Origin of the sequence: Desulfosporosinus youngiae DSM 17734 (assembly GCF_000244895.1) — a bacterium.
In the GTDB taxonomy this organism is placed as follows: domain Bacteria; phylum Bacillota; class Desulfitobacteriia; order Desulfitobacteriales; family Desulfitobacteriaceae; genus Desulfosporosinus; species Desulfosporosinus youngiae.
On sequence record NZ_CM001441.1, the window covers coordinates 2,030,442 to 2,055,670 of the forward strand.

Genomic DNA, 25,229 nt, shown 5'->3' on the forward strand with positions numbered 1-25,229 from the left:
ATTATGCCAAGTGAACAGCCGAAAACAACGGCAGAGATACTTGAAGAGACCGGTAAGAAAACTGAAAATTGTCAGGTCTATGACCCGGCGTATCTGGCCAAAGTTCAGGATGGTCTGAAGGAATGGAAAAAAGAAAAGGTTAAAGCCCAGGATCTCGCCAATTGGGAAAGTATTCCTCTAACCGTTCTGGGTTCTGAAATTCCCCGGGAACTGATCTATACTCCCTTGAATACTGCCGGTACGGATTACTGTGCTCAACTGGGAAATCCGGGCGAAGCCCCCTTCACCCGGGGAATTCATAGTAATATGTATCGCGGCCGTACCTTTACCCAGCGTCAATTGGTCGGTTTTGGCGGTCCGGAGGACACGAACCTGCGCATAAAGTATTTGCTGAATCACGGAGCGACAGGAATTAATCTCCTTTTTGATATGCCGACGATTCAAATGTATGACTGTGACGACCCAATGGCCCAAGGTTCCGTGGGGTCCTGCGGAGTCAGTGTCAACCATGTTCAGGACTGGGAATTGCTTTATGAAGGGATTGATATTGCTAAAGAAACCTCCTCCATCGTTACCCACTACCCTTCCAATACGGCCTGCCTATTCCCTATGTATCTGGTCATGGCCGAAAGAAGAGGGGTGCCTTGGGAGCAGCTGCAAGGCAGTTCCCAAAATGATATGACCCTTGAAGAACTGGTGCGCAATTCTTCTGAATACATCCCACCTAAAGATTGTTTCCGGATTGAGTGTGACAATATTGAATTCATCCGCCGGAATGTGCCGAAGTGGAATTTCATTACTCTTAATGGCTATAATTTCCGGGAATTCGGGACATCCGGCGTTACGGAGATGGCGGTAGCGGCAACTCACGGGATGGCCATCCTGGATGAAATGATCCGCCGCGGTTACGAAGTGGATTGGGTAGCTGAGAGATTAGCCTTCTTCTGGTCCGGAGGGATGGATATTTTCGAGGAGGTCGCCAGACTGCGGGCCATGAGGAGACTTTGGTACAGAATCCTTAAGTATAAGTATCAGGCGAAGAAGGACCGGTCAACCTGGATGAGATGTCATCTCCAGACTTCCGGGATCAGCTTGGTCAGGGAAGAGCCCTATAACAATGCCATTCGCTCGGCTTTTGAGGCCTTGGCTGCCGTTCTTGGCGGGGTCCAGTCTTTGCATGTCGATTCCTATGACGAGGCAATTTCCGTTCCTTCTGAGGAAGCGTCCCTGCTTTCGTTACGGACCCAGCAAATTATTGAACATGAAACAGGAGTTACCGCTGTCGTTGATCCCTTGGGAGGTTCTTATTACGTAGAGGCTCTGACTAATCAGATGGAAGAGAAGATCTTAGCCGAGATCACAGAGATTGAGAACCAGGGGGGCTATGTGGAAGCTATTGCCAACGGCTATCTCAGCCGGAAAATATACCATTATATGTATAAAGAACAAATGCGGATTGAAAAGGGTGAGATTAAAATTGTCGGTCATAATTACCAAAAAAGCAGTGCGGGGGAAGACTTTGAAGCCTTCCGTTATCCTGAGGAATGTGAGGCCAGACAATTACAGCGCCTTGAGGCTCACAGAAAGAAGAGAAATAGTGCCGGGGTTGAAAAAGCCCTTCATGACTTAAAGATAGCCTGCAGAGAGGGTAAGAACGTCATGGAATATACGGTGAATTGTGCCCGGGCAGGTTGTACGGTTGGTGAACAATGGAAGATTTTTAAAGAAGTTTTTGGCCTTTGGAAACGGCCCGGTGTATTTTAAAGGAAAGGGGTGGACAGCTTGGAAGATACAAGAATTAAGGTTTTAATGTGTTGTCTCGGACCCGAGACACATAATCGCGGCATCATTGTGGTGAGTACCATTTTAAAAGAAGAAGGTATGGAAGTTGTCTATATGGGCAACACCACTGCAGAAAATGCCCTGAAAGCAGCCCTGGAAGAAGATGCCCAAATTATTGGGGTCAGCTCACTATCGGGAGCTCATCTGCGGACAGGCAAACATCTTTTGGAATTAGCCAGACAAAAAGGCCTTGAGCAAAGTATGGCCTTTGTCATTGGTGGAGTCATTCCGCCCCAGGATGTTAAAATTCTCAAGGACATGGGTTTTTATGATGTTTGCGTTAGCGGCACGAAAAGGGATGACTTAGTAACTGTAGTAAAAAGTGCCGCTCATACGGTTAGTAAGGTTTACTGATTTAGAGAATAAAGGGAGGAGTTTTGTGAACTCCTCCCCTACAGATATAGCATAAGATATTCGGGGAAAGGAGCGCCGGAAAAGCCGCAGAATTGAAATAGTGTGTTCTGGATTGAAGTCTGTTAAATGAAGCGCTTTAAAAATCGGGCGTTTTGAGGCAGACTAATCTAGATTAGTCTGAAGGCTATGGGCAGCTCTCCTTGACGGGTAGCGCAGCCAATCACTTTTAACCTTCGTATCTCAAATCCCGGGGTTTCCCTGCGGACCGGCAAATGGAATCAATAGTAAAGGCCAGTTGGTTCCCCGATTTGGAAATTGCAGGGGACGCAGTTTTCCGCAAATCCTGTTATAATAATGTTCGGTTCTCACCGGCCTGACTTTTTTTATGCGTCAGGTCGGCAGCTTTTTTTACGTCATAATTATAAGGAAAAGAATGCCAATCAGTATTTGGCGGGGAGTAAATTTTAATTGGCTGGCAAGTCTTAAGTGTTAAAGAAATAACGCAAAAACTCTGAGAAAAATTACTTGGAGTTTTTGCGTTAACTGTTATTGGGATAGTGCCGGGGCAGAGATGTAAGTAATGTGGCTGCCTTCGTCTGAAAGGATTGGCACCGGCACAATTGTCAAAATCGGTGTTGAATTCACTGTACACCAACTCTATAGTAATTTTCTTCAAGTAAGGCTTGAATGGCTTGAACATGGGCAACATCCATCTCCGGGAGTTTTTACAGCAATCCCGTCAGCCACACTGGGGACTCCCTTAATGGTCGTTAGCTGTTGTTTGGCAAATCTTTCTCCCGAACATCTGAAGTTGGTGGAGTTGGGCGCCAACGGCTACCTGAATCAAGCTCTGGACTGGCAGCCCTTGACCGCCTGTACGAAAGCGTAGAGGCCGGAACCTATACAAAGCTCTACCATCTTGGTGTGGAGTTTAAACGTGCTCAATATTTTATTCTTTGCAAAGGAAAAGCCTTGGCGGGGCTTAAGGTAATCCCCCGCAATGTGATGCGGGCCCTGGTGGCTGTAATTGAACCGGAAAATTTCGTCTTGCCCTTGCTGGCCTATCATTTCTCAAACCGTTACCCCGACGAAGGCTTGATGATTTTTGACAAAACCCATAAGTCGGCCCTCATTCACCAGGCAGGCCGGTTGGACATCGTGGATGTGGTAGGGTGGGAACTGCCGGAGCCGGAGGAGGAAGAGATGGAATATCGTCGCCTCTGGCAGCAATTCTACAAAACCATTGCCATTGCCAGCAGGGATAATCCCCGCTGCCGTATGAATTTTATGCCGAAACGTTTTTGGAAGCACCTGACGAGGTTTTATCCTGAGCAGAAAGGGACAACCCCCAGCCATAGAGCACAGATAATGCTCCCCGGCCATCGTCAGCCCGAGGGTCAAATTATTAATTTAAGGGAGGAATTGGAGAAGTTATAACGAAATAATACCGTAATATGGGATTAAAAGAAGATTAAAGGAGAGATTGTATGAAGAGCAAAAAAGGTCTATTCCATTCGTTTTACTCGTATCACACTTTCAAGTAACGGTCGAAATGATGGCTTTACAGGTACTCGCAAGTGGATTAGCAATTATGTGCATACTTGGGGAGAGACTGTTCCTACGTTTGCTATTACTACTGGGGATATAGGGGTATACTTAACGAATGATACAATTTCGTGGAAGATTGCTAGTGCTGTTGTTTACTAAAATAACCGAATGATATGCCATACGTGGGCTGCATTATGTAGTCCACGTATGGCTAAATCAATATATTGGTGATAATACAAGGATTCGCATGTTGGTGTCTTTCGTAGAAAGGAATGGTCTTTAACATGAAGAATCGTTTTACTTTCAAACTCATTGCTTTGGGTGTGCTTGCTGTCGCATTGATAAGCTTAGCCGTTTTTATGAAACCTATGCCAAAGGTAGAGCCGGAGCAATATGTCAAAGAAAAATACTCGGATAACTCAGAATACAGCAATGTTTTACATACGAAGAATGGGTCGTATGAAGCAATACTTGGGGAAGATCAAGAAAAAGTTTATATGGAACTGTTTCGAGATGGTGAATATTTTGGCGGCAAGACTATTGTGAAGGATACACAGTATTCCGTGGATGTATACCAATTTCAACAATATGAAGTACTTCAGGTCGTATGTGGCTATAATCAGGATGCCAAGTTCGCGTCCTATAAGCTGAAGCTGAGCGGTACCAGTGCGGCCGGTGGATCTGTATGTATTCAAAAAGAAATAAAAGAGGATAAATACATTTTAGATATATACTCGCTTGATACAAGGTATATCTTTACGGGAGACCTTGAGCTCATAAAATCCTGAGCTGAGTTAAGCTGCTTTCCATGCTTCCAGACTGTCGAATTTGAGCTGAACTATTGTGGCGAAGGGAACTCATGCCGAACTTTTGGCTCAAGAAGGGTTATATTATAAGATGTTTATGCTCCAGCATGGGAGCAAAGAAAAAGAATAGGACCAGAGTGCTTGCCGTAAGGCGGGATCTGACATTTTGGACACTATAATCTACCTTACAAAAGGGTAAGCTTAAACTGGAAAATGTAAGCCAAAGTTATGGCAGGGCATTTTCCAGTTTTGCTATACTGAACCTACTCAGCAAAGGAGGTTCTTCTTGATGACCATTTTAGAGGTGAATAATCTTAAAAAAGTCTATACCACCCGCTTCGGCGGCAGCCCTGTTCAGGCCTTAGCCAATGTGTCCTTCTCCGTGGAAGAGGGTGAATATGTGGCGATCATGGGTGAATCGGGATCAGGCAAAACGACCCTGCTCAATATTCTGGCCTCTCTGGACAAACCCACCAGCGGTGAGGTTCTGCTCAAGGGGAAAGCGCTCGGCACCATTAAGGAAAAGGAGATTTCCGCCTTCCGCCGGGAAAATCTCGGCTTTGTGTTTCAGGATTTTAATTTGCTGGATACCTTCTCCTTGCAGGATAACATTTTCCTGCCCCTGGTGCTGTCCGGCAAGTCCTATGAGGAGATGAGCCGGCGCTTGGAGCCCATTGCCCGCAAGCTGGGAATCAGCGATATCCTGGCCAACTATCCTTATGAAGTGTCGGGAGGGCAGAAGCAGCGCTGTGCCGTAGCCCGCGCTCTGATTACCAAACCCCAGCTGATTCTGGCGGACGAACCCACCGGCTCTCTGGACTCTCAGTCCGCTGAGGGTTTGCTCCGCCTGTTTAAAGAAATCAACCGTGACGGTCAGACCCTGCTGCTGGTGACCCACAGCGTGAAAGCGGCCAGCCATGCCAAACGGGTACTGTTTATTAAGGATGGGGAGGTCTTCCACCAGCTGTATAAAGCCGGAATGACAGATGAAGCCATGTACCAGAAGATCTCCGCTACCCTGACCACCATGGCCACAGGCGGTGCGCGCCATGAGTAGATTTTTTTATGCCAAGCTGGCCGCCACCAATCTGAAAAAGAATGCCCAAACCTATCTGCCCTACATCCTGACCTGCATCGGCACGGTGATGATGTATTACATCATGTTTTTTCTGGCTGAAAATGAGGGCTTGGGAAAAATGGCCGGCGGTTCCCAAGTGCAAATGATCCTCTCCCTGGGCTCCTATGTGATTGCTATTTTCGCGGCAATTTTTCTCTTCTATACCCACAGTTTTCTGATTAAACGGCGCAAAAAGGAATTCGGCCTTTTTAATATCCTGGGTATGGAGAAGAAGCATATCGCCAAAGTCCTGGCCTTCGAAACCCTGTATGTGGCGGTGATCAGCCTGGGGGCGGGCCTGCTGGGCGGGATACTTTTCTCCAAGCTGATCTTTATGGTCCTGCTGAAAATCCTCAACTTTGCGGTGCCCCTGGGCTTCAACGTGTCCGGACCCGCTCTGGCTGCTGTGCTGTTCCTCTTCGCCGGAATTTTCCTGCTGACCCTGCTCAATACCTTGCGCCAAATCCATCTGGCTAAGCCGGTAGAACTCCTGCAGGGCGGTCAGACCGGGGAGAAGGAGCCGAAAACAAAATGGCCTTTGGTAGTCATCGGGACGCTGAGCCTGGGCGGGGGGTATTATATCTCCCTCACCACTCAATCTCCTCTGGACGCCCTGACCCAATTTTTCTTTGCCGTCCTTCTGGTGATGACCGGCACCTATTGTTTATTTACGGCGGGCAGCATTGCAGTGCTCAAACTGCTGCGCCGGAACAAGGAGTATTATTATCAGACCCGGCATTTCACCGCTGTAGCGGGGATGATGTACCGGATGAAGCAAAACGCCGCGGGGCTGGCCAATATTTGCATCATGGCCACTGCCGTGCTGGTGATGGTGTCCACCACCGTGTCCTTGTACATTGGGATGGAGGACGTGTTGCGCACCCGGTTTCCCCAAAATATTATGATTTCCGCCCCCGTGCCTGCCGGTCAATCCGTCGAGGGGTTGCAGACGTCGGTTAAGGAAGTCTTGGCGAAGCACAGGCTGGAGGGGAAGGATAGGCTGGACTACAGGTATGTGGCCTTTGTCGGCAATCAAGAGGGTGACAGGTTGATCACAGATATGAGCAACATGTCCAACGCCTCTTCTTCGGTCAGGGAATTCTATCTGATTCCTCTGGAGGATTATAACCGGCTGGCCAAGAAAACAGCCAGCTTGGGGGATGATGAGATTCTGATTTATTCCAGCCGCAGTAAGTATGAAGAAGATGCCCTGACGGTATTAAACCGGACATTGACAGTTAAGGAAAGGCTGGACTCGTTTTTTGAAAATAGCCTGAATAGGGTATCGATCTCGGGCAGCTATTATATCGTGGTCAAAGATATGGATGCGATCAAAGCCCTAGAGGAGGCCCGGGCTGAAGAAAACGGGGATGATCCGTCAGGGTATCGATATTATCTGGGCTTTGACCTGGAGGCCGCTGAGGCTGACATCTCGGCTGTTTACCAGGACATCCGCACTGCCGTGGGCAGCGATTATCCCGGCAGCAGCATCGAATCCCCGGTGGCAGCCAAGGAATCCTTTTTCGCTGTTTATGGAGGCTTGTTCTTCCTGGGCATTTTCCTGGGGGCCCTGTTTATCATGGCTACCGTGCTGATCATCTATTACAAGCAGGTCTCCGAGGGGTATGACGATAAGGCCCGCTTTGCAATCATGCAGAAGGTGGGAATGAGCCGTGAGGAGGTCAGAGGCTCGATCCGCAGTCAGGTCCTGACCGTATTTTTCCTGCCCCTGGTTGCCGCCGGGATTCATATTGCCTTCGCTTTTCCCATCATTACTAAATTGCTGGCCGTACTGAATCTCACCAATGTGGGTTTGTTTGCCTGGTGCACAGTGGGTACTATCTTGGTTTTTGCCCTGTTTTATGCCCTTGTCTACGGGCTGACGGCCAAAGTGTATTACCGGATCGTCAGTTGGGGGACGTCTGTATAAGCGGCTGCCTGAGCGGGAGCCTCAGGTCAGCGGCTATGCCTTGGGGATTGCTCAGAGCAGGCCCGGCTGCGGAAAGCAGGGGAGTATGGTGGCCGACAAGCAGATGCTTGAAGCAAGTGATGTTTCTTACTTGTGTGATTATGTTAAAACGAATGAGATTTTAATGGCATAGCTTGTGGGCCATTTCATAGAGCAGTGTTACCTCGTGAAAAGGCCGGTCAGGGTATTCTGCACAAAGGTTAATCCCGCGGTATTTCTCGTCCTCCGGGGATACGGTGATCACCGGGCGTATAAGCTCGTTATTGTAGAAATGCGCATTGAACAGGTCTTTTAGGGTGAATATCATTGACAAAAAAACGCCGGCCGGGAATTGCCTCGGCTGGCGTATACTATTTCAGACAGGATAAAGCTTCGCATTATGAGTCATAATCAAACCAGTAAATTGGAATTGTCGGTTACTTATAGGCAGCTTATTTGGCAAGCAGAATCAGACCGACTACACATACTCCCATTCCCAGTATTTGATGCAAGCTAAGCACTTCCTTGTATAAGAGAAATCCAACGATTAACAAAACACAAGCCAAGGTTATACTGGCAAATAAATATGCTGTGCTTATTTTCCATCCAGCACGATAAACACATATAAACCCAAATTCCAAGCCAACGATTGCTACTCCGAGGGCATAGGTCGTCCAATTCGTTTTTGATAATTCTTGTAAAAGGTTTTTGTTTTCACTGGTAACGAAATACATAATTACTGAACAAATCATAGCTATTAGGTAAGTAACAGAAAGGGAAGCAAATGAATTAATATTTGCCGGTGTTGATTTTGCACTGATGTTGTAAATTGTATTTGCAGCAACAACAATCAGAATTGGCCATAGCATATTCCACATAACATAGACCTCCCGAAGAAAATAAAAAGCCGTATGCAAGTTAGCCTCGCATACGGCAGGTGCTCATCCGATGATATATAACATCATGTAAATCATGATACATTAAAAGACTGTGGATTGCAACAACAATTCCCGGAAAGCAAGTAAAGCGACAGGCAGTCGCCTCGCCTCCTATAACGGGGAAACTCTGTGGATTAAGAACAGCGGTTACGTTACCTAGGTAAGAACGAACCCAGAGTACAATGTCTATATATCAGCCTGTTATTATTTTTAAGATGTTGAAGATATGATATGATCATCTTTAAACTAGTTGTTATAGCTGTTTATTGAGGATTTATAGAATGAATAGAGAATTAAGGCATAAAGGAAAGAAAAGAATGTGTATTGCTATCCTTACAGTGTTATTGTGTATCGCATTTTTGGTTTGTATCATATTGCCCCCTAGTTTGGGGAAAACAAAACCATTCATTGATGATAAGGGAAATACCATTGACGGAAGCATCTCAGAAAAAATACATGTGGATATCAATGGCACATCACTTGGAATGTTTATCATGGCAAAAGACGACAGCAAACCTGTCCTGCTCTTTCTTGGTGGAGGTCCCGGCATACCGGAGTATTTTTTGGAACAGAATTATCCCACCGGGCTTGAAAATGAATTTGTCGTTTGTTACATGGATTACCGTGGAACAGCTCTTTCCTACAATCCTGCTATTTCAATAGAAACCATGACATCAGAGCAATATATCGCAGATGTTATCGGCGTGACAAATTACCTGCTCAATCGATTTAATCAAAATAAAATCTATTTGATCGGTCATTCTTTTGGCACATATATTGGTATCCGGGCTGCATCGCAAAATCCAGAATTATATCAGGCCTACATCGCAATTGCACAAATTACCAATCAAAACAAATCTGAAAAAATAGCCTATAACTATATGTTGGAACAATATCGGTCTGCTGAAAACTTGAAAATGGTGAAAAAATTTGAGGGCTATTCGATTTTAACCTCTGATAAAGCATACGAGCAGTATTTTACATCTTCCCTGCGCGATACCGCAATGCATGAACTTGGGGTTGGTACAATGCACCATATGAACTCTGTTATAAGCGGCATTTTCTTTCCGAGTTTACGTTGTACCGTTTACACACCGGCAGAACGCATAAATATTTGGCGAGGCAAAGCATTGGCACAGGCGACTTCTGTTGTAACAGACAGCGCACAATTTAATGCTTTTAAGGACGTTCCCGCTCTCGATATTCCCATTTACTTTCTGGCAGGAATTTATGATTATACTTGCAACTATTCTTTGCAAAAAGAATACTGCGAGCAGATTCAAGCACCGTTAAAAGGGTTTTACACCTTTGAAAACTCCGCGCATAGTCCGTTGTTCGAAGAACCTAAAAAAGCACTTTCTATCTTGTTGGAGGATATTGTAACGGGAAGAAATACATTATCTGATTAAACGCACTTTTTTATGTTTGAATGTACTTGCTGCGGTACTAACAGCCAACCGGAGCCGCATCAATTAATATACAAGAACAATTATTAGGCAATAAACTACGGCGAACGGCAGATATAAGCGGCATTGCCAGAGTAGTTTTGGAACTTTCTGAATATTGGTTATTATATGGGTTTATTGAGAACTCCAGACTATCAACGTCTGGAGTTTGATGCTGGAAGGGTATTGGACTAAAGTACAATATCCAAATTTACTCACTCTTGTTATAATTCAGAAATAACCCTGCGAAACTCATATCAGACTTCTTTTGGAGCAGACGCTGGAGGAACTGGAAGATGACGGAGTCGGCTTGATTATCACCGAAAACGGTCAGGAGGCCCTGGAGAGCATTACATTGAGTATTTTAAAGATATTATCCCGGGCGTAAAGTTTCATTATGAACGTTACGATGGTAAAGGCTATTCTGACGGGCTGAAGTCATCATTGTTTAAGCTGGGGAGGGCGTGATGTCTGTGCTTCAATCACATATTTTGACAGATAATAATAAGTGCCAGGGATGCAATAAATGCATAAGGGCTTGCCCGGTGGGGGCTAATTCAGCCTACCTTCTCGACGGTGAAGTTAAAGTGAGAATCAATAACGAGCGATGTATTGAGTGTGGTCGATGTATTGCGGTCTGTGACCACGCGGCCAGGTCCTATATCGACGATACGGAAGTACTTTTCAGAGATATCAGGCAAGGACGCAAAATCACCATTTTGGCTGCACCGTCTGTGCAGAAAAGCACAGTGGACTTAATGCCCTCTGTGCTTTTCCTTACGTTTTTCTTGTTGCAATTGAAATTGACGATCTTTGTTCTCCCGTTTTCCTTGCTCCTGCTGAAGTTTTAACGCTTGCTGTGTTTTCGTTCCAACCCCTGTGTTCTGGAGCTGCTACCAACCGGAACTGTGTTTTTATCTTTGCGATTTTAGTTTAACGCTATGCCTGCATAAGGTCAATATTGTGGTACAATACCAATTGACTGTGGAATCCAATAAACAGGAAAATTTGTCGAGCAGATAATTTTTAAGGAGGCGACCGGAGACTATGAAGAATAGAACCTATATCGCAATCGATTTGAAATCCTTTTACGCTTCGGTCGAGTGTATGGAACGAGGGCTTGATCCGCTGACCACTAACCTTGTTGTCGCTGATGCAAGCCGCACCGAAAAAACCATCTGTCTCGCCGTCTCTCCCTCCCTTAAAGAATACGGCATTCCCGGCAGAGCAAGGTTGTTTGAGGTCGTGCAGAAGGTCAAGGAAGTGAATGGGGCACGGCTAAGCAAAACACCGGGACGAGCCTTTACGGGCGCTTCCTTCAGCGATACTGAATTAAAATCCTCAGCGAGTCTCTCACTGGACTATATTGTTGCCCCACCGCGAATGGCGCATTATATGGAGTATAGCACGCGGATTTACAATATCTATTTGAAGTATATCGCGCCCGAAGATATTCATGTCTACTCAATCGACGAGGTATTCATCGACGCCACCGACTATTTAAAAGCCTACAGTCTCACAGCCCGTGAGCTTGCGGCCGAAATAATTCTGGATGTTCTTAAAACGACCGGCGTTACGGCAACTGCGGGAATCGGCACAAACCTGTACCTTTGCAAGATCGCTATGGATATTCAGGCAAAGCATATCCCGGCAGACCAAAATGGCGTGAAGATTGCTGAATTGGACGAAATGAGCTACCGGTGCCTGCTGTGGTCACACCGGCCTCTAACTGACTTTTGGCGCGTTGGCAGAGGTTATGCCAAGAAGCTGGAGGAACATGGGCTCTTCACTATGGGTGATATTGCAAGATGCTCTCTCGGTAAACCTGCCGATTACTATAACGAGGATTTACTATATAAGCTGTTCGGCGTCAACGCAGAGCTGCTGATCGACCATGCGTGGGGCTGGGAGCCGTGTACGATTGCCGATATTAAAGCGTATAAGCCAACCACAAACAGTCTTGGATCGGGGCAGGTGCTGCAATACGCTTATACCTTTGACAAAGCGAAGCTGATCGTGCGGGAAATGACCGATCTGCTGGTACTTGATCTGGTAGATAAAAGGCTTGTGACGGATCAGCTTGTTTTAACGGTCGGATATGATATTGAAAATCTGGCAAACCCGGAGATAAAGAAATTATATCACGGGGCGATCACCATTGACCACTACGGGCGCAACCTTCCGAAGTCGACGCATGGCTCGATAAATCTTGGCAGGCAGACCTCCTCTACAAAGCTGATTCTGGATGCCGTCACAGGGCTGTTCGAGCGCATCGTTGACGAAAACCTCCTGGTCAGAAGAATCGGCATCACAGCTAATCATGTTGTTGATGAGGCAACCGTTCAAAAGACGGACAACCTTGAACAACTTGATCTCTTTACGGATTACGCGGCTGAGCGGGCAAAGAAAGAGGCCGAAGAAGCTGAGCTCGCACGGGAAAAAAGGATGCAGAAAGCAATACTGGATATAAAAAAGAAACACGGCAAGAACGCCATTCTAAAAGGTATGAACCTGGAGGAAGGCGCCACCACAGTAGACCGGAATAGGCAGATTGGGGGGCATAAGGCATGACGAGGGCATATGACGACATCATCAATCTACCGCACCATATCTCTGCAACACGCCCTCATATGACAGCGATTGACCGGGCGGCTCAGTTTTCCCCCTTCGCGGCGCTGACCGGCTATGATGCCGCCGTCAAAGAAACCGCAAGGCTGACTGATGAGAGAATAGAATTGGATGAATACATGAAGGAGGTTTTAAGCCATAGGCTGCAAATCATAGCAGGCCGGATTAAAGAGCATCCCGAAATCGCAATCACCTGCTTTCAGCCGGATGAAAAGAAGAATGGTGGCGCTTATGTTACCATTATCAGTACGGTTAAAAAGATAGACGAATATGAAAGGGTTGTGATTATGGACGATGGCACGGCAATTCCCATCGATGAAATCATCAGCATAGATGGGCAGATGTTTGCCTGAATAGCATTATGGAGAGTATAACAAACAAAAGAATTATGGTTTACTCTTGCTCTTGCTCTTGCTATTGCATTGGCTGTATCCATTTTATTAGGCTGTATTTTATAATTATTCTATTATTTCAGGTCAAACAAGTTGCCAAAACCCAGAACAAAGGAGAGGAAGCTATGATTACACCTTACCTTACATTCAACGGGAACTGCAAAGACGCGCTGAACTTCTACCGCACCGTCTTCCATTGCGGCGAGCCAAACGTCCTGCCCTACGGTGACTATATGCCGGAGGGGTCAAAGACGCCGCCTGAGCTGCTGCGGACTTGGGTTATGCACGCCGAGATGGTCATCTCTGGTACAAACGTCTGGTTTGCCGATGAAGCTGCGCCGCCCCAGAACGGCGACAACATCAAACTAACTGCCACGGTACCTACGGGCGGGGAAGCGACGGCTATCTTTGACGCGCTTTGCGCAGGTGGCGAGGTGACGCTCCCGCCGACGGAGACCTTCTACAGTGTGTTCCACGCCGCAGTAAGAGACAAGTTCGGTGTGAACTGGAATGTCGTCGCTGAAGAAGCGCCGCAGCAAGTGGAGGGATAAAGCGTGAGTAACGAACGTGTATACAAAATGAAAATCTCCGGCGTCTACCCTCTGTATATTCAAAAGGTTGAGCGTAAAGGACGCACGAAAGCGGAGCTGGATACCGTCATAGAGTGGCTGACAGGCTATGATGAACAGGGATTGCAGTCTCAAATTAATCGGGAAGTGAACTTTGAGACGTTCTTTGCCGAAGCCCCTCAAATCAATCCGAAGGCTTCCCAAATCACCGGAGTAATCTGCGGAGTTCGCGTCGAGCAAATTGAAGACCCGCTTATCCAGAAGATACGCTGGTTAGACAAGTTGGTGGACGAACTGGCAAAAGGTAAACCGATGGAGAAGGTGTTGAGAAGCAAATGAAAGCAATAAAATTGCTGCAATATAACAATGGGTAACTCAAATGCGCAACATAGAAAATGAACCCAAGTGCTGGCATCCTGCAACAGGGTTTTAGTCACACAGAGGGGCCTGGTTCATCGAACCAGGCCCCTCTGTATGTGAAAACTACCGGGCTTACGGCAAAGCTGCAACAACCATAACTGACCAATAGTGCTGCAGTAATACAACATTGACTTAAAAAGAGTCGTAATTCTTAATAAAAGAATATCCAGGTATATAGCTGTTTAAGCATAGTTGTTAACAATAAATAAAGTAATGGCACAAATTTTGCATGTGATATAGGATAATTGCTTAATGGAAAAATAATGAAGAAGGGAGGAAATATGTAAAAATCGTTGGTCAACCATCTTATTAAAATTTAGAATGGAGTTGATAAAATGGCAACGACAATAAGTGTTACAATTGATGATTTTGGTCAAATCCTGCTCCCCCTGGAGGTTAACAAACAACTTAATTTAACCAATGGCGATTATCTTAAAGTAAGTATTCAATCAAATCAGATAGTAATAGCCCCTTTTAAATCCTGGTTTGATGAGGAGTTGAATGAGGGATTGCTTAAGGCTCTTCTTCATGAAGGTATCTTAATAGACGTCGAATAGCTTGTCGGAATAATGGTTATAAAGTAGTACGCTGGCAGCCTGCCGATAATTTTGTTCAAAACTTTAACGTTTGCAGTAATAGCAGCTATTGCCAGAGGGAGTAGAGGGCTTAAAATTTACTGAATATTTTAAATATTAAATGATTGAGGAGTTTAGTATTTGTGACTGCAATAGCTTACGCATCGAATTCAAAAGCTTAGGGATGGCTGATTTTCGGCTTAAGTAACAGGTTGTTTTGAAGAAATAGTCAAAAGGGGGTGTTCCATAAATCGGTAAGATAAATAAAATTACACTTCAAGAAGCCGCTGAAGTTGACCCGGAAGGAGTTTCGGTTGATACGTTCATAATCCGTTGCAATACAGCAACGGACCACTCAAATATGCAACACAGAGCTTAAAACAAGTCTGCAGCGCTATTGCAACGGGGTGGCGGGGTAAACTATGGCGGTTGCAACGGGCAATAGCAGTTTTTGCGTTGCGGCAGCGCAACAATTGTTAGAAATTTTTTTATTTATGAAACATTCAAACATAGGCATTTAGCCATAATTCAGAATTATTTGATATTGGCATTATTCTTGCTTATAAATTGAGTAAGAGATGCGAAATTAATGATAAGTGGACCTCCCCTACCTTAAGGTGCCCTTTACTTGACGGGGAAGAGTGAAGAAAGAGGTGAATACATTGAGTGTGATGCAGTCCACGGCGAGCATAGCCAAGCGTGGTTTGGTGATGGTGATTACGGGTAACGGCAAGGGTAAGACAACGTCCTTCTTTGGTCAGGCCTTACGGGCTATTGGCCAGGGCTACAAGGTATGTGTTATTCAGTTTATGAAGGGACGTAAATACGGAGAGGTGATTGCCGCGGAAAAGTACCTTCCGGACTTGCAAATCTATCAATTCGGACTGGATAGTTTTGTCATGCGCAACAATCCTGCGCCGGTAGACGTGGAGATGGCCCGGCAAGGTCTGGAAAAAGCTAAAGAGATTATTGCCGGTGGTAAATTTGACATGGTCATCCTGGATGAGATTAATGTGGCTGTTGACTTTAAGCTCATTCCGGAGGAAGACGTGCTGGAGATGATTAAAAATAAGCCGGCGGAATTGGATTTATTGTTAAGCGGCCGGTATGCTTCCGATAAGTTGAGAGAAATAGCTGATTTGGTAAGTGAAGTTACCGAGATAAAACATCACTATAACGCGGGTATTAAAGATAGGGCAGGGATTGAGTACTAAACCATAAGCATTAGGGGGGAATAACGTTTGATTACTGAAGAATTAGCCAATAAGTCAAGCGCATTAAGGCAAAAATGGGAAGATGAAGTTAAAAAAATAGTGGCCAAACACCCTGACCAAAAAGAAAGCTGGACCACGGTTTCTGATTTGGATATTAAGAGAATATACGGCCCTGAGGACATTAAAGATATGGATTTTGAGCGGGATATAGCTTATCCGGGACAATATCCCTATTTGAGAGGCTGCCAGCCGTCCGGTTACCGCGGAAAATACTGGACCTTCAGAATGTTCTCTGGTATGGGTACGGCTGTTGAAACCAACAAGCGCTGGAAATACCTGTTAGCCACCGGCCAGACCGGCCTGAGTACGGCCTTTGATTTCCCGACCCTGATGGGTTATGATACTGATTCCCCCAAAGCCAGGGGTGAGTGTGGAAAAGTAGGGGTGGCGATTGATAGCATCGCAGATTTCAGAGACCTGATCGCAGGGATTCCACTGGATAAGATAACCACCTCTATGACCATTAACCCGCCGGCAACTATCTTATGGGCTATGTATATTGCCTGTGCCCAGGAACAGGGAATTCCTCTGAACAAAATCGGCGGTACCATTCAGAATGATATGTTAAAAGAATTTATTGCCCAGAAAACCTTTATGTGCCCGCCCGAGCCGTCCGTAAAATTAGTCAGTGATACCATAGAGTTTGGGACCAAATATGTACCCAAGTGGAATACCGTCAGTATCAGCGGTTATCACATCAGAGAAGCCGGCTCAACCGCTGTACAGGAACTGGCCTTCACTTTAAGAGACGGTATGGAATATGTAGAAGACGTGATCAAACGTAAAGGGTTACAGGTTGATGAATTTGCTCCCAGATTATCCTTCTTCTTTAACGCGCATATCGATTTCTTTGAAGAAATTGCTAAATTAAGAGCCGCCCGCCGGATCTGGGCTAAAGCAATGCGTGAGCGTTATGGCGCCAAGGACCCGCGTTCCTTATGGATGAGATTCCATACCCAGACTGCCGGATGCTCGCTTACTGCCCAGCAGCCCTACAATAACGTGGTGCGGACGGCTATTGAAGCTCTGGCCGGTGTTCTCGGCGGCACCCAGTCCCTGCACACCAACTCACTGGACGAAGTTCTGTGCCTGCCTTCAGACCATGCCGTGCAAATTGCCCTGCGGACTCAGCAGATTATCGCTGAAGAAACCGGTGTGGCCAGCACGATTGACCCGCTGGCCGGTTCATATTTTGTGGAAGCGCTGACCAATGAAATGGAAGAAAAAACTTGGGATTATATTCATAAGATCGACGATATGGGAGGTATGATTGCCGCTATCGAGAAGGGCTTCCCGCAGCTGGAAATTTCCGATGCTTCTTATAAATTCCAAAAGCAAATTGATGCTCAGGAAAAAGTCATGATCGGTGTGAACAAGTATGTTCAGGAAGATGAACAGGTTGACATTCCGATCGTAGAAATAGATGACTCTGTGGAAGCGGAACAGCTCAATCGTCTGGCTGAAGTTAAGAGAAAGCGCGACGGACGTAAAGTGGCGGAAACCCTTAAAGATATCGAGGCTGCTTGTAAGAAAGGCGAAAATGTGATGCCTTATTGTATTGAGGCGGTTAAGAGCTATGCCACTGTTCAGGAAATCTGCGATGTTTACAGGGGAGTTTATGGTGAGTACCGCGACCCCGGCATTTACTAAGATTGAGTTCAGAATTAAAGGAGGCAAGTGTGATGGCAGAAAGAAGAATTCGTATACTGTTGTCTAAACCCGGCTTAGACGGCCATGATCGCGGGGCTAAGGTGTTAGCCAGGTGCTTCAGGGATGCCGGTTTTGAGGTGATTTATACCGGATGTCACCAGACTCCGGAGCAAATAGCTGCCGCCGCTATTCAGGAAGATGTTGATCTTGTGGGCTTAAGCTGTTTATCAGGTGCGCACAAGTACTTGTTCCCGCAAGTCGTTAATCTTTTGAAGGAGGAAGGTGCCGATGATATCTGCGTTATCGGCGGGGGGATTATTCCCGAGCAGGATATGCAGCCTCTTTATGACGCGGGACTGAAAGCATTATTTACTCCGGGAGCCAAACTTGATTCACTGGTGGAGTGGATTAATACAAATGTAACTCCAAGGGCGTGAGTGCGATGAAAGAATTAGGACAAAAAGTATTGGCGGGAGATGTGCGTTCAGCCTCTCGCCTCATCAGAAACCTGGAAGATCAAATACCCGGCACCCATGTTGCTATGCAGCAAATTTTTACTAAAACCGGTAATGCCCATGTCATAGGCATTACCGGTGCCCCGGGGGCCGGTAAAAGTACCTTGACAGATGAACTGGTTTTTTCCTGGCGTCAGAGAAACAAGACGGTCGGTGTTCTGGCAGTAGACCCCACCAGTCCCTTTACCGGGGGAGCGCTTTTGGGAGACAGAATCCGTATGCTGCGGCATGCTGAGGATAAAGGGGTATTCTTGCGCAGCCTGGCTACCAGGGGTTCTATGGGCGGCATATCCAAGGCTGTGGGAGAAGCCATCCATGTTATGGATGCTATGGGCAAAGACTCCATAATAATCGAAACTGTCGGGGTGGGGCAGCAAGAGGTAGAAATCATTAATCATGCTCATACTGTAATCGTTGTTCTGGTGCCCGGTATGGGGGATGAAATACAGGCTCTTAAAGCCGGCTTAATGGAGATAGCGGATATCTTTATCATTAATAAGGCAGACCGTGACGGTGCCGCGAACTTGTATAAGGAAGTCTCGAACATGATTCATATGTCTGTTGCCAAAGGTGGTTGGGAAATACCTGTATTACTGGTGGAAAGCGTACAGGAACCTAAAAAATTCGCCGAGAGTGTGTCGGTTGTATGCGATAAGATAGAAGATCATTACCGCTTCCTGGTGGACAATAACCTTTTGTCTGAGCGTTTGCGCCGTAAGACTGCTGCCGAATTTAATGAAGCTTTGTGGGGAGCAATCCTGCAGCCGGTATTAGATGACCTGGATGAAGGCGGAGAAATGGAAAAAATGATTGATACGTTATTGAAAAAAGAAACAGATCCCTATACTCTGGCAGAGGAAGTAGCCGTCAGGTATAAAAACAGGGTTTAAAGGTACAGATCAGAAGGGCGGTGCTTTCTTATCTTTAGCGTTTATTAACACTGGCTTTGAAGGATGTTAGAGCATGAATAAGCGAACAATAAAGGTTCTGCTGGCTAAGGCCGGGATGGATAATCAGAATAAGGAAATCCGCGTTCTGGCTCGTGGTTTAAGAGAACAGGGCGGCATGGATGTTATTTATACAGGTTTGTATTGTTCACTTGAGGAAATAGCTGAAACAGTACTGCGGGAGGCTGTTGATCTGGTGGGGTTATTTGTGCATAACGGTTCCCACCTGGATTTATACCCGCGCTTGCATGATCTGCTGGCTGCCCAAAATACCGGGCATGTTCCGGTTTTCGGAGGGGGCTTGATACCCGAGCGGCACCGGCAGGAGCTTAAAGCTCAAGGGATGGCAGCTGAGATATTCGGGCCAGGCACCTCCACCCGCAGTATAATTGCCTGGATTAATCAGGTGCCGGCTGCCGGTGAGGAAGGAGAAACAGTATGAGAATATTAAAAGAAGATGTTATCATTCCGCTGGGCCGCATGTATTTTATCCCTAAAGAAGACGGCCTGAAAGCGGAGGATTTAATCTTTGAAACAGCCGGCAAATACAGAGTCATTGATAAGCCCGACTGTATTGCCGTGCATAATGACGACTGCTGCAAGAGTATTAAGGTTACTATAAAAATTAAAGATTAAAGATGATAGGATGATTACTCCTGACCCCTGGCATCCCTGTGTTGGTTACCGTTACCTGTTAGGTTCTAAGGTGACCGGATAAAGGTTATGTATGCCGGGGGTTCTTTTATGATTGGTTTTGGATTAGACTTAAGAGTCAAAGGTTCACTATCCGGGACAGAGCTTTTGACTCTTAAGTTTGAGCGGCAGTTGAGAGATTGAACTGAAGGATAAATTCAAATGATATCGAATTATTAAACAGCGAAATAATAGTTGAAGGACAATGGACAAATATAATCAGATAGGAAGTGAAATTAATTGAAAGTTCGGGAAATTATGACCCCTGATCCTTTAACCATAAGTCCCAATCATAAGGTTTGCGAGGTCGTCAATATTTTTATAGCCAATAAGATAGACGGTGCCCCGGTGTTAGACGAAAAGGGTAAATTGGTAGGCCTTTTTACCAAGAGTCATATTTACCGCGCCATAAGCAGGGGCCTGGATATGAATACGAAGGTGGAAGACTTAATGACCCGGAAGATTCTTACGGGTCATCCTGAGGATGAGTTTGGGGACGTACTTAATGCTACGGTGCCCCGGCTGCCCGTTGTGAATGAAAACGGGCAGGTAGTGGGGATCATTACCCGCGGCGATATTGCCAAAGCTTTCTTTAATTCTTATCGCAATATGTCCCTTGAACTTGATACGATTATAAATTCAACTCATAATGCAATTATTTCCGTGGATGAAAAAGGCATAATTAATGTCTGGAATTTGTCGGCCGCCAAGCTGCTGGGTATTGAGGCAGAGGATGCTGCCGGGAAAAGTATACGGGAGGTACTTCCTACCGCTAAACTGATGGATGTAATTCAGACCGGAAAAGTCGAAACTCTTAAGAAAGTAAAACTCAATGACCGTTACTTTATGTCCAATCGTTCTCCGATTAAAAAGGACGGCAAGATTATCGGTGCCGTTGCGGTGCTCCAGGATATCTCCGAGCTGGATAAGATGTCCAAGGAACTGTTCTATGTGAAGGAATTAAATGAGGAGTTGGATGCCATAGTGGAATCATCCTTTGACGGGTTATTTATAACTGACGGCAAAGGAAAAATCCTGCGCTATAATAAGGCTTTTGAACAGCTGACGGGCATCAATGCCCATGAATACCTGGGACTAAGTGTGGAGGACATCAGAAGAGACGGCATTATTTCTGAACCTGTAACCTGCCATGTCTTGGAGAAGAAGAAATCCATCACGATTATGCAGACAAGTAAAACCGGCAAACTTACGCTGACTACGGGAAACCCGGTCATAGATGCAAGCGGCGAAATAATCAGGGTTGTCTGCAATGTCAGAGATATCACTGAATTAAATCTCTTGAAACACCAGCTGAAAAAAGCCCAGGGGCTAAGCCAGCACTATGAAAACCAGCTTCGCACCTTGAGGCTGCGCTATGATAATACCGAAAGCCTGGTGGTTAGCTCGGCTAAGATGAGGCAGCTGTTGGATATGGTGATCAGGCTGGCCTCAGTTGATTCTACTATTTTAATCATGGGTGAATCAGGTACCGGTAAGGAACTGATAGCCGAGACAATTCACAGCAACAGCTCACGCCGGGATAAACCGTTTATTAAGGTGAACTGCGGTGCTATCCCTGAAAATTTATTGGAATCGGAATTATTCGGCTATGATGGCGGGGCCTTTACCGGGGCCAAACGGGAAGGTAAATCAGGATATATTGAACTGGCTTCCGGAGGGACTTTATTCCTGGATGAAATTGGTGAAATGCCGCTGAATTTACAGGTTAAGGTGCTGCGGTTCTTGCAAAACAAAGAAATTATCCGGGTCGGGGGATCAAGTGTTATTAATGTGGATGTGCGCATTGTCGCCGCTACAAACAGGGATCTGTTGGAAATGGTGCAGCATAAGCAGTTTCGCGAGGATCTTTATTACCGGTTAAATGTAGTGCCTGTGTGTGTCCCGCCCCTGCGCGGCCGCAAAGATGATATCCCCCCGCTGGCGGCACATTTCGTAGAGGTATTTAACTACAAATATAAAAAGAATAAAAAGATATCACAGAGTGTGGTTGATATTCTGATGCAGTATGACTGGCCCGGCAATATCAGAGAATTGGAAAACCTGATTGAGAGAATGGTTGTTACGACCATAGATGATAACATCACCGGCGAGGATTTGCCTTCCTTCCTGCGGGATAAAGTTGGGAGCAGTTCCTCATATATTATTGTTTCGGGGATAGTGCCCTTAAGGGATGCTGTAGAAAGTGTGGAGAAGCAGCTGTTGGAAAGAGTTTATGCCAACTATCGAACGACCAGGCAGATGGCTAAGGAATTAAAAGTTGATGCCTCTACTGTGGTCAGAAAGGCAGCAAAGTATTGTATTATCAGGGATTCCTGACTATGATGCGGATCTTAATTTTATGGAAATCGAGGGATTTAAAAATGAGGCTGGGTTAAACCGCTTTATATTGTCACGATCTGCTGCCAAGGGGATACCGGAGGGGTGCAACATCTTTTTTGTACACTCAAGGCATGTGGAATCTATTTCAGCAGAGCAGGCACCGGCAGAAAAAGGCCGGTGCTTGCTCTGTAGTTTGAGTATGGCGGGCAGATGGTTTATAATGGAAATTAATTAAAGTGAAGAGAAAGAGGTTTGTCAATGAACATTGAGCCGGTAATCACCATAAGAGATCTTAAAATGCGATTTGGTTCGAAAGAAGTACTAAAGGGGATTAACCTGGAGGTATTCAGGGGCCAGATTATCGGATATATTGGGCCGAATGGGGCGGGAAAGAGCACCACTGTTAAAATCCTGATGGGTTTGGCAGATGGGTACGACGGTGAAATAAGAATTTTTGGAGAGAATATCTCTGAGGGTAAGGTGGAATATAAACGAAAAATAGGTTACGTGCCTGAGACGGTGGAGATCTTCGAAAACCTGACAGCCTATGAATACCTTACATTTATTGGAGAGGTTTACGGGCTTGGTTTGGAACAGGTAAATAATAAGGCCAAAAAGCTCATGGCTTTACTTGGTATAGAAGAAGTCTATCATACAAGAATATCGGCGTACTCAAAAGGTATGAAGCAAAAGCTTCTGATTATCTCCAGTATTATTCATAATCCGGATATTTTGTTTCTGGATGAACCATTAAGCGGGCTGGATGCAAATAGTGTGATGATTGTAAAAGAGATTCTGGCCGAACTGGCGGCTTTGGGTAAAACTATATTCTATTCTTCACATATTATGGACGTTGTGGAGAAGATTAGCAGCAGAATAATCTTAATCAATGAGGGACAAATAGTTGCGGACGGAAGCTTTGACGAACTTAAAGAACAGAGCAGTCAAGGCTCGCTTGAACAGATATTTAACCAATTGACCGGCTTTAATAGGCATAAGGAGATTGCCTATGAATTCATCAAAGAATTACAGGGAGTTTAACTGATGAAGGATTTTTGGATTTTAAAGGTCCTGGATTTTTTTAGTTTTTTCTACAGAGTCATGGGAATCGATTATGGGGTAATGAGAAAAATATTGCAAATTAAGCTGATCATGGACCAGAGACGGGCACCTTCGATACTGATCGGTTCTAAACATAAAGATCAAGAAAACACTTTCAAGAAGTCACTAATAATGTATGGATTTATGGGCGTCATTCTTGTCCTGATTCTCCTGCCCCCCTTACCCCTTTTCTTAAAAATGAACCTAATCATTGGAATACTGATAGTTATGGTTATGATGACTATGGTGTCAGACTTTTCATCGATATTGCTGGAGACAAGAGACAAGGATATCCTGTTATCAAAACCTATAAAGTCTCAGACTGTAAACGCGGCAAAAATAACCCATATCTTAATCAATTTGTTGACGGTCACGTTTGTCATGGCTGGACCGTCGTTAATAGCAGGAGGCTATAAATATGGCTTGCTGTTTATGAGCATCTATTTTTTTGATTTGTTACTTATCTCGGGACTGATTCTTTTTTTGACCTCAGTGCTTTATTTCCTGATGCTTCTGTTTTTTGACGGGGATAAGCTTAAGGATGTTATTAATTACTTTCAAATCATCTTATCCTTAATGATGATGATTGGATATCAGTTTACGGGTCACGTCTTCAGATATATCGGCCATGATATGGTTTTTAATTTCAAATGGTGGATGTATCTGCTTCCTTCGGCGTGGTTTGCGGCACCGTTCAGTTGGATATCGGAGAACAGCGTGGAGAATCATTTTGTCTATTTAAGCGTTATAGGAGTAATAGTTCCATCGTTACTTTTAATGTTATATTTCGGAGTAGTTATTAAATATTTTGAGAGAAGCCTATATAAACTCGATACGGTTAGAGCAAAGAAGCGTATAACTGTGGAAAAAAGAGCAATAATCTATAGAAAAATCAGTTCAGCTCTTATTCCGAACAACCTTGAAAATAGTGTTTGCAGGTTTTCTCAAAACATGATTTCCAGCGAAAGGAGTATAAGGCTGCGTCTGTATCCTAATCTGGGATTGGCCATATTTCTGCCTGTTTTGATTATGGTTAATCCGCTAATAGGAAATAACTCACTGCAGGAAGCGATGACAGATATTTCACAAGGAGCTTATTACCTGTTTATATATCTTTCGGTCTCTATGCTTTCATCAACGGCTGTCACAATAAATTCAAGCGAAAATTACAAAGGCGCATGGATCTACAAGGCTTTGCCAATTGAGCTGCCGGGTGTAATTCTCATAGGAGCGTTAAAAGGTTTCATCTTGAAGTATGTTATCCCGGCATACTTGTTTGTAAGTCTGATCTTTGCTGTACCTTACGGAGTCCGGATCATACCCCATCTGATCATAATATTCTTAAACATGCTGTTGTTAATTATATTGCTTTTCAAGCTGTCACCCAATGAGCTGCCCTTCGGCAAAAAGTTTCAAGGCGGGGAAAATAACGTGCAGTCAGCACTGGGTTCCCTTGCATTCTGCGGTATTTCTGCTTTTCTGCATTATGCCTTGCAAGATATTCAGGTTGGATTATTTATATATGGTATTGCAGTGCTTCTTGTGTCTGCTTATTTATGGAAAACCAGTGCTAAGATTACTTGGAAAGATCTCTAGGGGAGCAGCGAGTCTCTTGTGGCATTCTTAATGCCGGAATCCGGGGATAAGTTTTGCGTACATCAAGGGCTGACAATTATCGCAACATTGTATAATGGGATTATATTGAATTAATGAGGTGATCTATTTAATGAAATGGGAGGAAGTTAGAAGAATATATCCTGACAGATTTGTAAAAATTCAGATACTAAAGGCTCATATTGAAGATAATGTACGATACATTGATGATCTGGCAGTAGTGAAGGCTTTTGATGACGAAAGGGAAGCAACAAGAGAGTTAGTACGCACAAAAGACGATGAACTAGTTTATCACACTGGAAAAGAAAAGCTTGAGGTTCAGATTAAACAAATATTTGGATTTAGAGGAGCAATCTAATGAATATGAAGTTTCAGGATGGGCTTTTGTTTACCTCTATCCAAATATCTAACATTAGATGCATATAGCTAAGGAGATATTTGAGGAGCCGCCGTTCATGGCGGCTTCTGGTTTAACGGTTTGGTGAAGAGGAGACTGCCGACAGTCGGTTTTTC

The 25,229-nt window shown here is 45.1% G+C and carries 24 protein-coding genes; 23 read left to right on the forward strand and 1 reads right to left on the reverse strand.

Translation table 11 applies throughout. The features are described 5' to 3' along the window. Positions 1–3: 3 nt before the first annotated feature. From DESYODRAFT_RS09495 to DESYODRAFT_RS09525, 6 genes are all read left to right on the forward strand, one after another. Complete coding sequence (locus DESYODRAFT_RS09495; RefSeq protein WP_007782306.1) at positions 4–1,764, forward strand: acyl-CoA mutase large subunit family protein; 1,761 nt, start codon at positions 4–6, stop codon at positions 1,762–1,764. Between the two features lie 9 nt (positions 1,765–1,773). Beyond that, a complete protein-coding gene (locus DESYODRAFT_RS09500) occupies positions 1,774–2,196 on the forward strand; it encodes a cobalamin B12-binding domain-containing protein (protein ID WP_007782308.1) in 423 nt (140 codons plus the stop codon). Positions 2,197–2,973: 777 nt separating this feature from the next. Beyond that, positions 2,974–3,633, forward strand: coding sequence for a TIGR03915 family putative DNA repair protein (locus DESYODRAFT_RS29115; protein ID WP_242833594.1), 660 nt, complete (start codon positions 2,974–2,976; stop codon positions 3,631–3,633). A 395-nt stretch (positions 3,634–4,028) separates the two neighbouring features. Then, positions 4,029–4,532: a hypothetical protein gene (locus DESYODRAFT_RS09515; RefSeq protein WP_007782314.1), complete on the forward strand. Its 504-nt coding sequence runs from the start codon at positions 4,029–4,031 to the stop codon at positions 4,530–4,532. Positions 4,533–4,839: 307 nt separating this feature from the next. Further along, complete coding sequence (locus tag DESYODRAFT_RS09520) at positions 4,840–5,607, forward strand: ABC transporter ATP-binding protein (RefSeq protein ID WP_007782316.1); 768 nt, start codon at positions 4,840–4,842, stop codon at positions 5,605–5,607. Then, on the forward strand, positions 5,600–7,597 hold the full coding sequence (locus DESYODRAFT_RS09525; RefSeq protein WP_007782318.1) for an ABC transporter permease: 1,998 nt from the start codon (positions 5,600–5,602) through the stop codon (positions 7,595–7,597). The genes DESYODRAFT_RS09520 and DESYODRAFT_RS09525 overlap by 8 nt, the downstream gene beginning before the upstream one ends. A 470-nt stretch (positions 7,598–8,067) precedes the next feature. Here the strand turns inward: DESYODRAFT_RS09525 and DESYODRAFT_RS09530 are convergent, their stop codons facing one another. Continuing rightward, positions 8,068–8,493, reverse strand: a complete 426-nt coding sequence (locus DESYODRAFT_RS09530; RefSeq protein WP_007782321.1) for an EamA family transporter — start codon at positions 8,491–8,493, stop codon at positions 8,068–8,070. Between the two features lie 341 nt (positions 8,494–8,834). Here DESYODRAFT_RS09530 and DESYODRAFT_RS09535 point away from each other — a divergent pair, with 341 nt between their 5' ends. From DESYODRAFT_RS09535 to DESYODRAFT_RS09615, 17 genes are all read left to right on the forward strand, one after another. Next, positions 8,835–9,962, forward strand: a complete 1,128-nt coding sequence (locus tag DESYODRAFT_RS09535) for an alpha/beta hydrolase (RefSeq protein WP_007782326.1) — start codon at positions 8,835–8,837, stop codon at positions 9,960–9,962. A gap of 503 nt (positions 9,963–10,465) precedes the next feature. Further along, a complete protein-coding gene (locus DESYODRAFT_RS30065) occupies positions 10,466–10,849 on the forward strand; it encodes a 4Fe-4S binding protein (RefSeq protein ID WP_007782329.1) in 384 nt (127 codons plus the stop codon). 196 nt (positions 10,850–11,045) lie between these two features. Continuing rightward, complete coding sequence (locus tag DESYODRAFT_RS09545) at positions 11,046–12,569, forward strand: Y-family DNA polymerase (protein WP_007782331.1); 1,524 nt, start codon at positions 11,046–11,048, stop codon at positions 12,567–12,569. Beyond that, complete coding sequence (locus DESYODRAFT_RS09550; protein WP_007782333.1) at positions 12,566–12,979, forward strand: hypothetical protein; 414 nt, start codon at positions 12,566–12,568, stop codon at positions 12,977–12,979. Before DESYODRAFT_RS09545 ends, DESYODRAFT_RS09550 begins: the two co-directional genes overlap by 4 nt. A gap of 164 nt (positions 12,980–13,143) precedes the next feature. Beyond that, a complete protein-coding gene (locus tag DESYODRAFT_RS09555; protein WP_007782335.1) occupies positions 13,144–13,569 on the forward strand; it encodes a VOC family protein in 426 nt (141 codons plus the stop codon). 3 nt (positions 13,570–13,572) lie between these two features. Continuing rightward, positions 13,573–13,926, forward strand: coding sequence for a DUF2200 domain-containing protein (locus DESYODRAFT_RS09560; RefSeq protein WP_007782337.1), 354 nt, complete (start codon positions 13,573–13,575; stop codon positions 13,924–13,926). A gap of 416 nt (positions 13,927–14,342) precedes the next feature. Further along, entirely contained in the window at positions 14,343–14,564 is a 222-nt protein-coding gene (locus tag DESYODRAFT_RS09565; protein ID WP_007782340.1) for an AbrB/MazE/SpoVT family DNA-binding domain-containing protein, read from the forward strand. 680 nt (positions 14,565–15,244) lie between these two features. Then, on the forward strand, positions 15,245–15,796 hold the full coding sequence (locus DESYODRAFT_RS09570; protein ID WP_007782343.1) for a cob(I)yrinic acid a,c-diamide adenosyltransferase: 552 nt from the start codon (positions 15,245–15,247) through the stop codon (positions 15,794–15,796). Between the two features lie 27 nt (positions 15,797–15,823). Continuing rightward, on the forward strand, positions 15,824–17,506 hold the full coding sequence (locus tag DESYODRAFT_RS09575) for a methylmalonyl-CoA mutase family protein (protein WP_007782346.1): 1,683 nt from the start codon (positions 15,824–15,826) through the stop codon (positions 17,504–17,506). 32 nt (positions 17,507–17,538) lie between these two features. Next, entirely contained in the window at positions 17,539–17,943 is a 405-nt protein-coding gene (locus tag DESYODRAFT_RS09580; protein WP_007782348.1) for a cobalamin B12-binding domain-containing protein, read from the forward strand. A gap of 5 nt (positions 17,944–17,948) precedes the next feature. Beyond that, positions 17,949–18,911 (forward strand): methylmalonyl Co-A mutase-associated GTPase MeaB, encoded by a 963-nt coding sequence (gene meaB, locus DESYODRAFT_RS09585; RefSeq protein WP_007782350.1) that lies wholly within the window; start codon positions 17,949–17,951, stop codon positions 18,909–18,911. Positions 18,912–18,984: 73 nt separating this feature from the next. After that, the gene (locus DESYODRAFT_RS09590; protein WP_007782352.1) at positions 18,985–19,410 is read left to right on the forward strand and encodes a cobalamin-dependent protein; all 426 of its coding nucleotides are present in this window, start codon (positions 18,985–18,987) and stop codon (positions 19,408–19,410) included. Beyond that, positions 19,407–19,604, forward strand: coding sequence for a hypothetical protein (locus DESYODRAFT_RS09595; protein ID WP_007782354.1), 198 nt, complete (start codon positions 19,407–19,409; stop codon positions 19,602–19,604). The genes DESYODRAFT_RS09590 and DESYODRAFT_RS09595 overlap by 4 nt, the downstream gene beginning before the upstream one ends. A gap of 297 nt (positions 19,605–19,901) precedes the next feature. Continuing rightward, a complete protein-coding gene (locus DESYODRAFT_RS09600; RefSeq protein WP_007782357.1) occupies positions 19,902–21,998 on the forward strand; it encodes a sigma-54-dependent Fis family transcriptional regulator in 2,097 nt (698 codons plus the stop codon). Between the two features lie 261 nt (positions 21,999–22,259). Next, positions 22,260–23,042 carry an ABC transporter ATP-binding protein gene (locus DESYODRAFT_RS09605; protein WP_007782359.1) on the forward strand — a complete coding sequence of 261 codons (783 nt, stop codon included), beginning with the start codon at positions 22,260–22,262 and terminating at the stop codon, positions 23,040–23,042. Positions 23,043–23,045: 3 nt separating this feature from the next. Then, complete coding sequence (locus DESYODRAFT_RS09610; protein WP_007782360.1) at positions 23,046–24,698, forward strand: hypothetical protein; 1,653 nt, start codon at positions 23,046–23,048, stop codon at positions 24,696–24,698. Between the two features lie 130 nt (positions 24,699–24,828). Beyond that, positions 24,829–25,074 carry a hypothetical protein gene (locus tag DESYODRAFT_RS09615; RefSeq protein WP_007782362.1) on the forward strand — a complete coding sequence of 82 codons (246 nt, stop codon included), beginning with the start codon at positions 24,829–24,831 and terminating at the stop codon, positions 25,072–25,074. The last annotated feature ends 155 nt before the right edge of the window (positions 25,075–25,229 follow it).

Coding starts and splice junctions, on each gene's coding strand:
- DESYODRAFT_RS09495 (WP_007782306.1), top strand. CDS start 4: ATGCCAAGTGAACAGCCGAAAACAACGGCAGAGATACTTGAAGAGACC.
- DESYODRAFT_RS09515 (WP_007782314.1), top strand. CDS start 4,029: ATGAAGAATCGTTTTACTTTCAAACTCATTGCTTTGGGTGTGCTTGCT.
- DESYODRAFT_RS09520 (WP_007782316.1), top strand. CDS start 4,840: ATGACCATTTTAGAGGTGAATAATCTTAAAAAAGTCTATACCACCCGC.
- DESYODRAFT_RS09525 (WP_007782318.1), top strand. CDS start 5,600: ATGAGTAGATTTTTTTATGCCAAGCTGGCCGCCACCAATCTGAAAAAG.
- DESYODRAFT_RS09530 (WP_007782321.1), bottom strand. CDS start 8,493: ATGTGGAATATGCTATGGCCAATTCTGATTGTTGTTGCTGCAAATACA.
- DESYODRAFT_RS09535 (WP_007782326.1), top strand. CDS start 8,835: ATGAATAGAGAATTAAGGCATAAAGGAAAGAAAAGAATGTGTATTGCT.
- DESYODRAFT_RS30065 (WP_007782329.1), top strand. CDS start 10,466: ATGTCTGTGCTTCAATCACATATTTTGACAGATAATAATAAGTGCCAG.
- DESYODRAFT_RS09545 (WP_007782331.1), top strand. CDS start 11,046: ATGAAGAATAGAACCTATATCGCAATCGATTTGAAATCCTTTTACGCT.
- DESYODRAFT_RS09550 (WP_007782333.1), top strand. CDS start 12,566: ATGACGAGGGCATATGACGACATCATCAATCTACCGCACCATATCTCT.
- DESYODRAFT_RS09555 (WP_007782335.1), top strand. CDS start 13,144: ATGATTACACCTTACCTTACATTCAACGGGAACTGCAAAGACGCGCTG.
- DESYODRAFT_RS09565 (WP_007782340.1), top strand. CDS start 14,343: ATGGCAACGACAATAAGTGTTACAATTGATGATTTTGGTCAAATCCTG.
- DESYODRAFT_RS09580 (WP_007782348.1), top strand. CDS start 17,539: ATGGCAGAAAGAAGAATTCGTATACTGTTGTCTAAACCCGGCTTAGAC.
- meaB (WP_007782350.1), top strand. CDS start 17,949: ATGAAAGAATTAGGACAAAAAGTATTGGCGGGAGATGTGCGTTCAGCC.
- DESYODRAFT_RS09590 (WP_007782352.1), top strand. CDS start 18,985: ATGAATAAGCGAACAATAAAGGTTCTGCTGGCTAAGGCCGGGATGGAT.
- DESYODRAFT_RS09595 (WP_007782354.1), top strand. CDS start 19,407: ATGAGAATATTAAAAGAAGATGTTATCATTCCGCTGGGCCGCATGTAT.
- DESYODRAFT_RS09605 (WP_007782359.1), top strand. CDS start 22,260: ATGAACATTGAGCCGGTAATCACCATAAGAGATCTTAAAATGCGATTT.
- DESYODRAFT_RS09610 (WP_007782360.1), top strand. CDS start 23,046: ATGAAGGATTTTTGGATTTTAAAGGTCCTGGATTTTTTTAGTTTTTTC.
- DESYODRAFT_RS09615 (WP_007782362.1), top strand. CDS start 24,829: ATGAAATGGGAGGAAGTTAGAAGAATATATCCTGACAGATTTGTAAAA.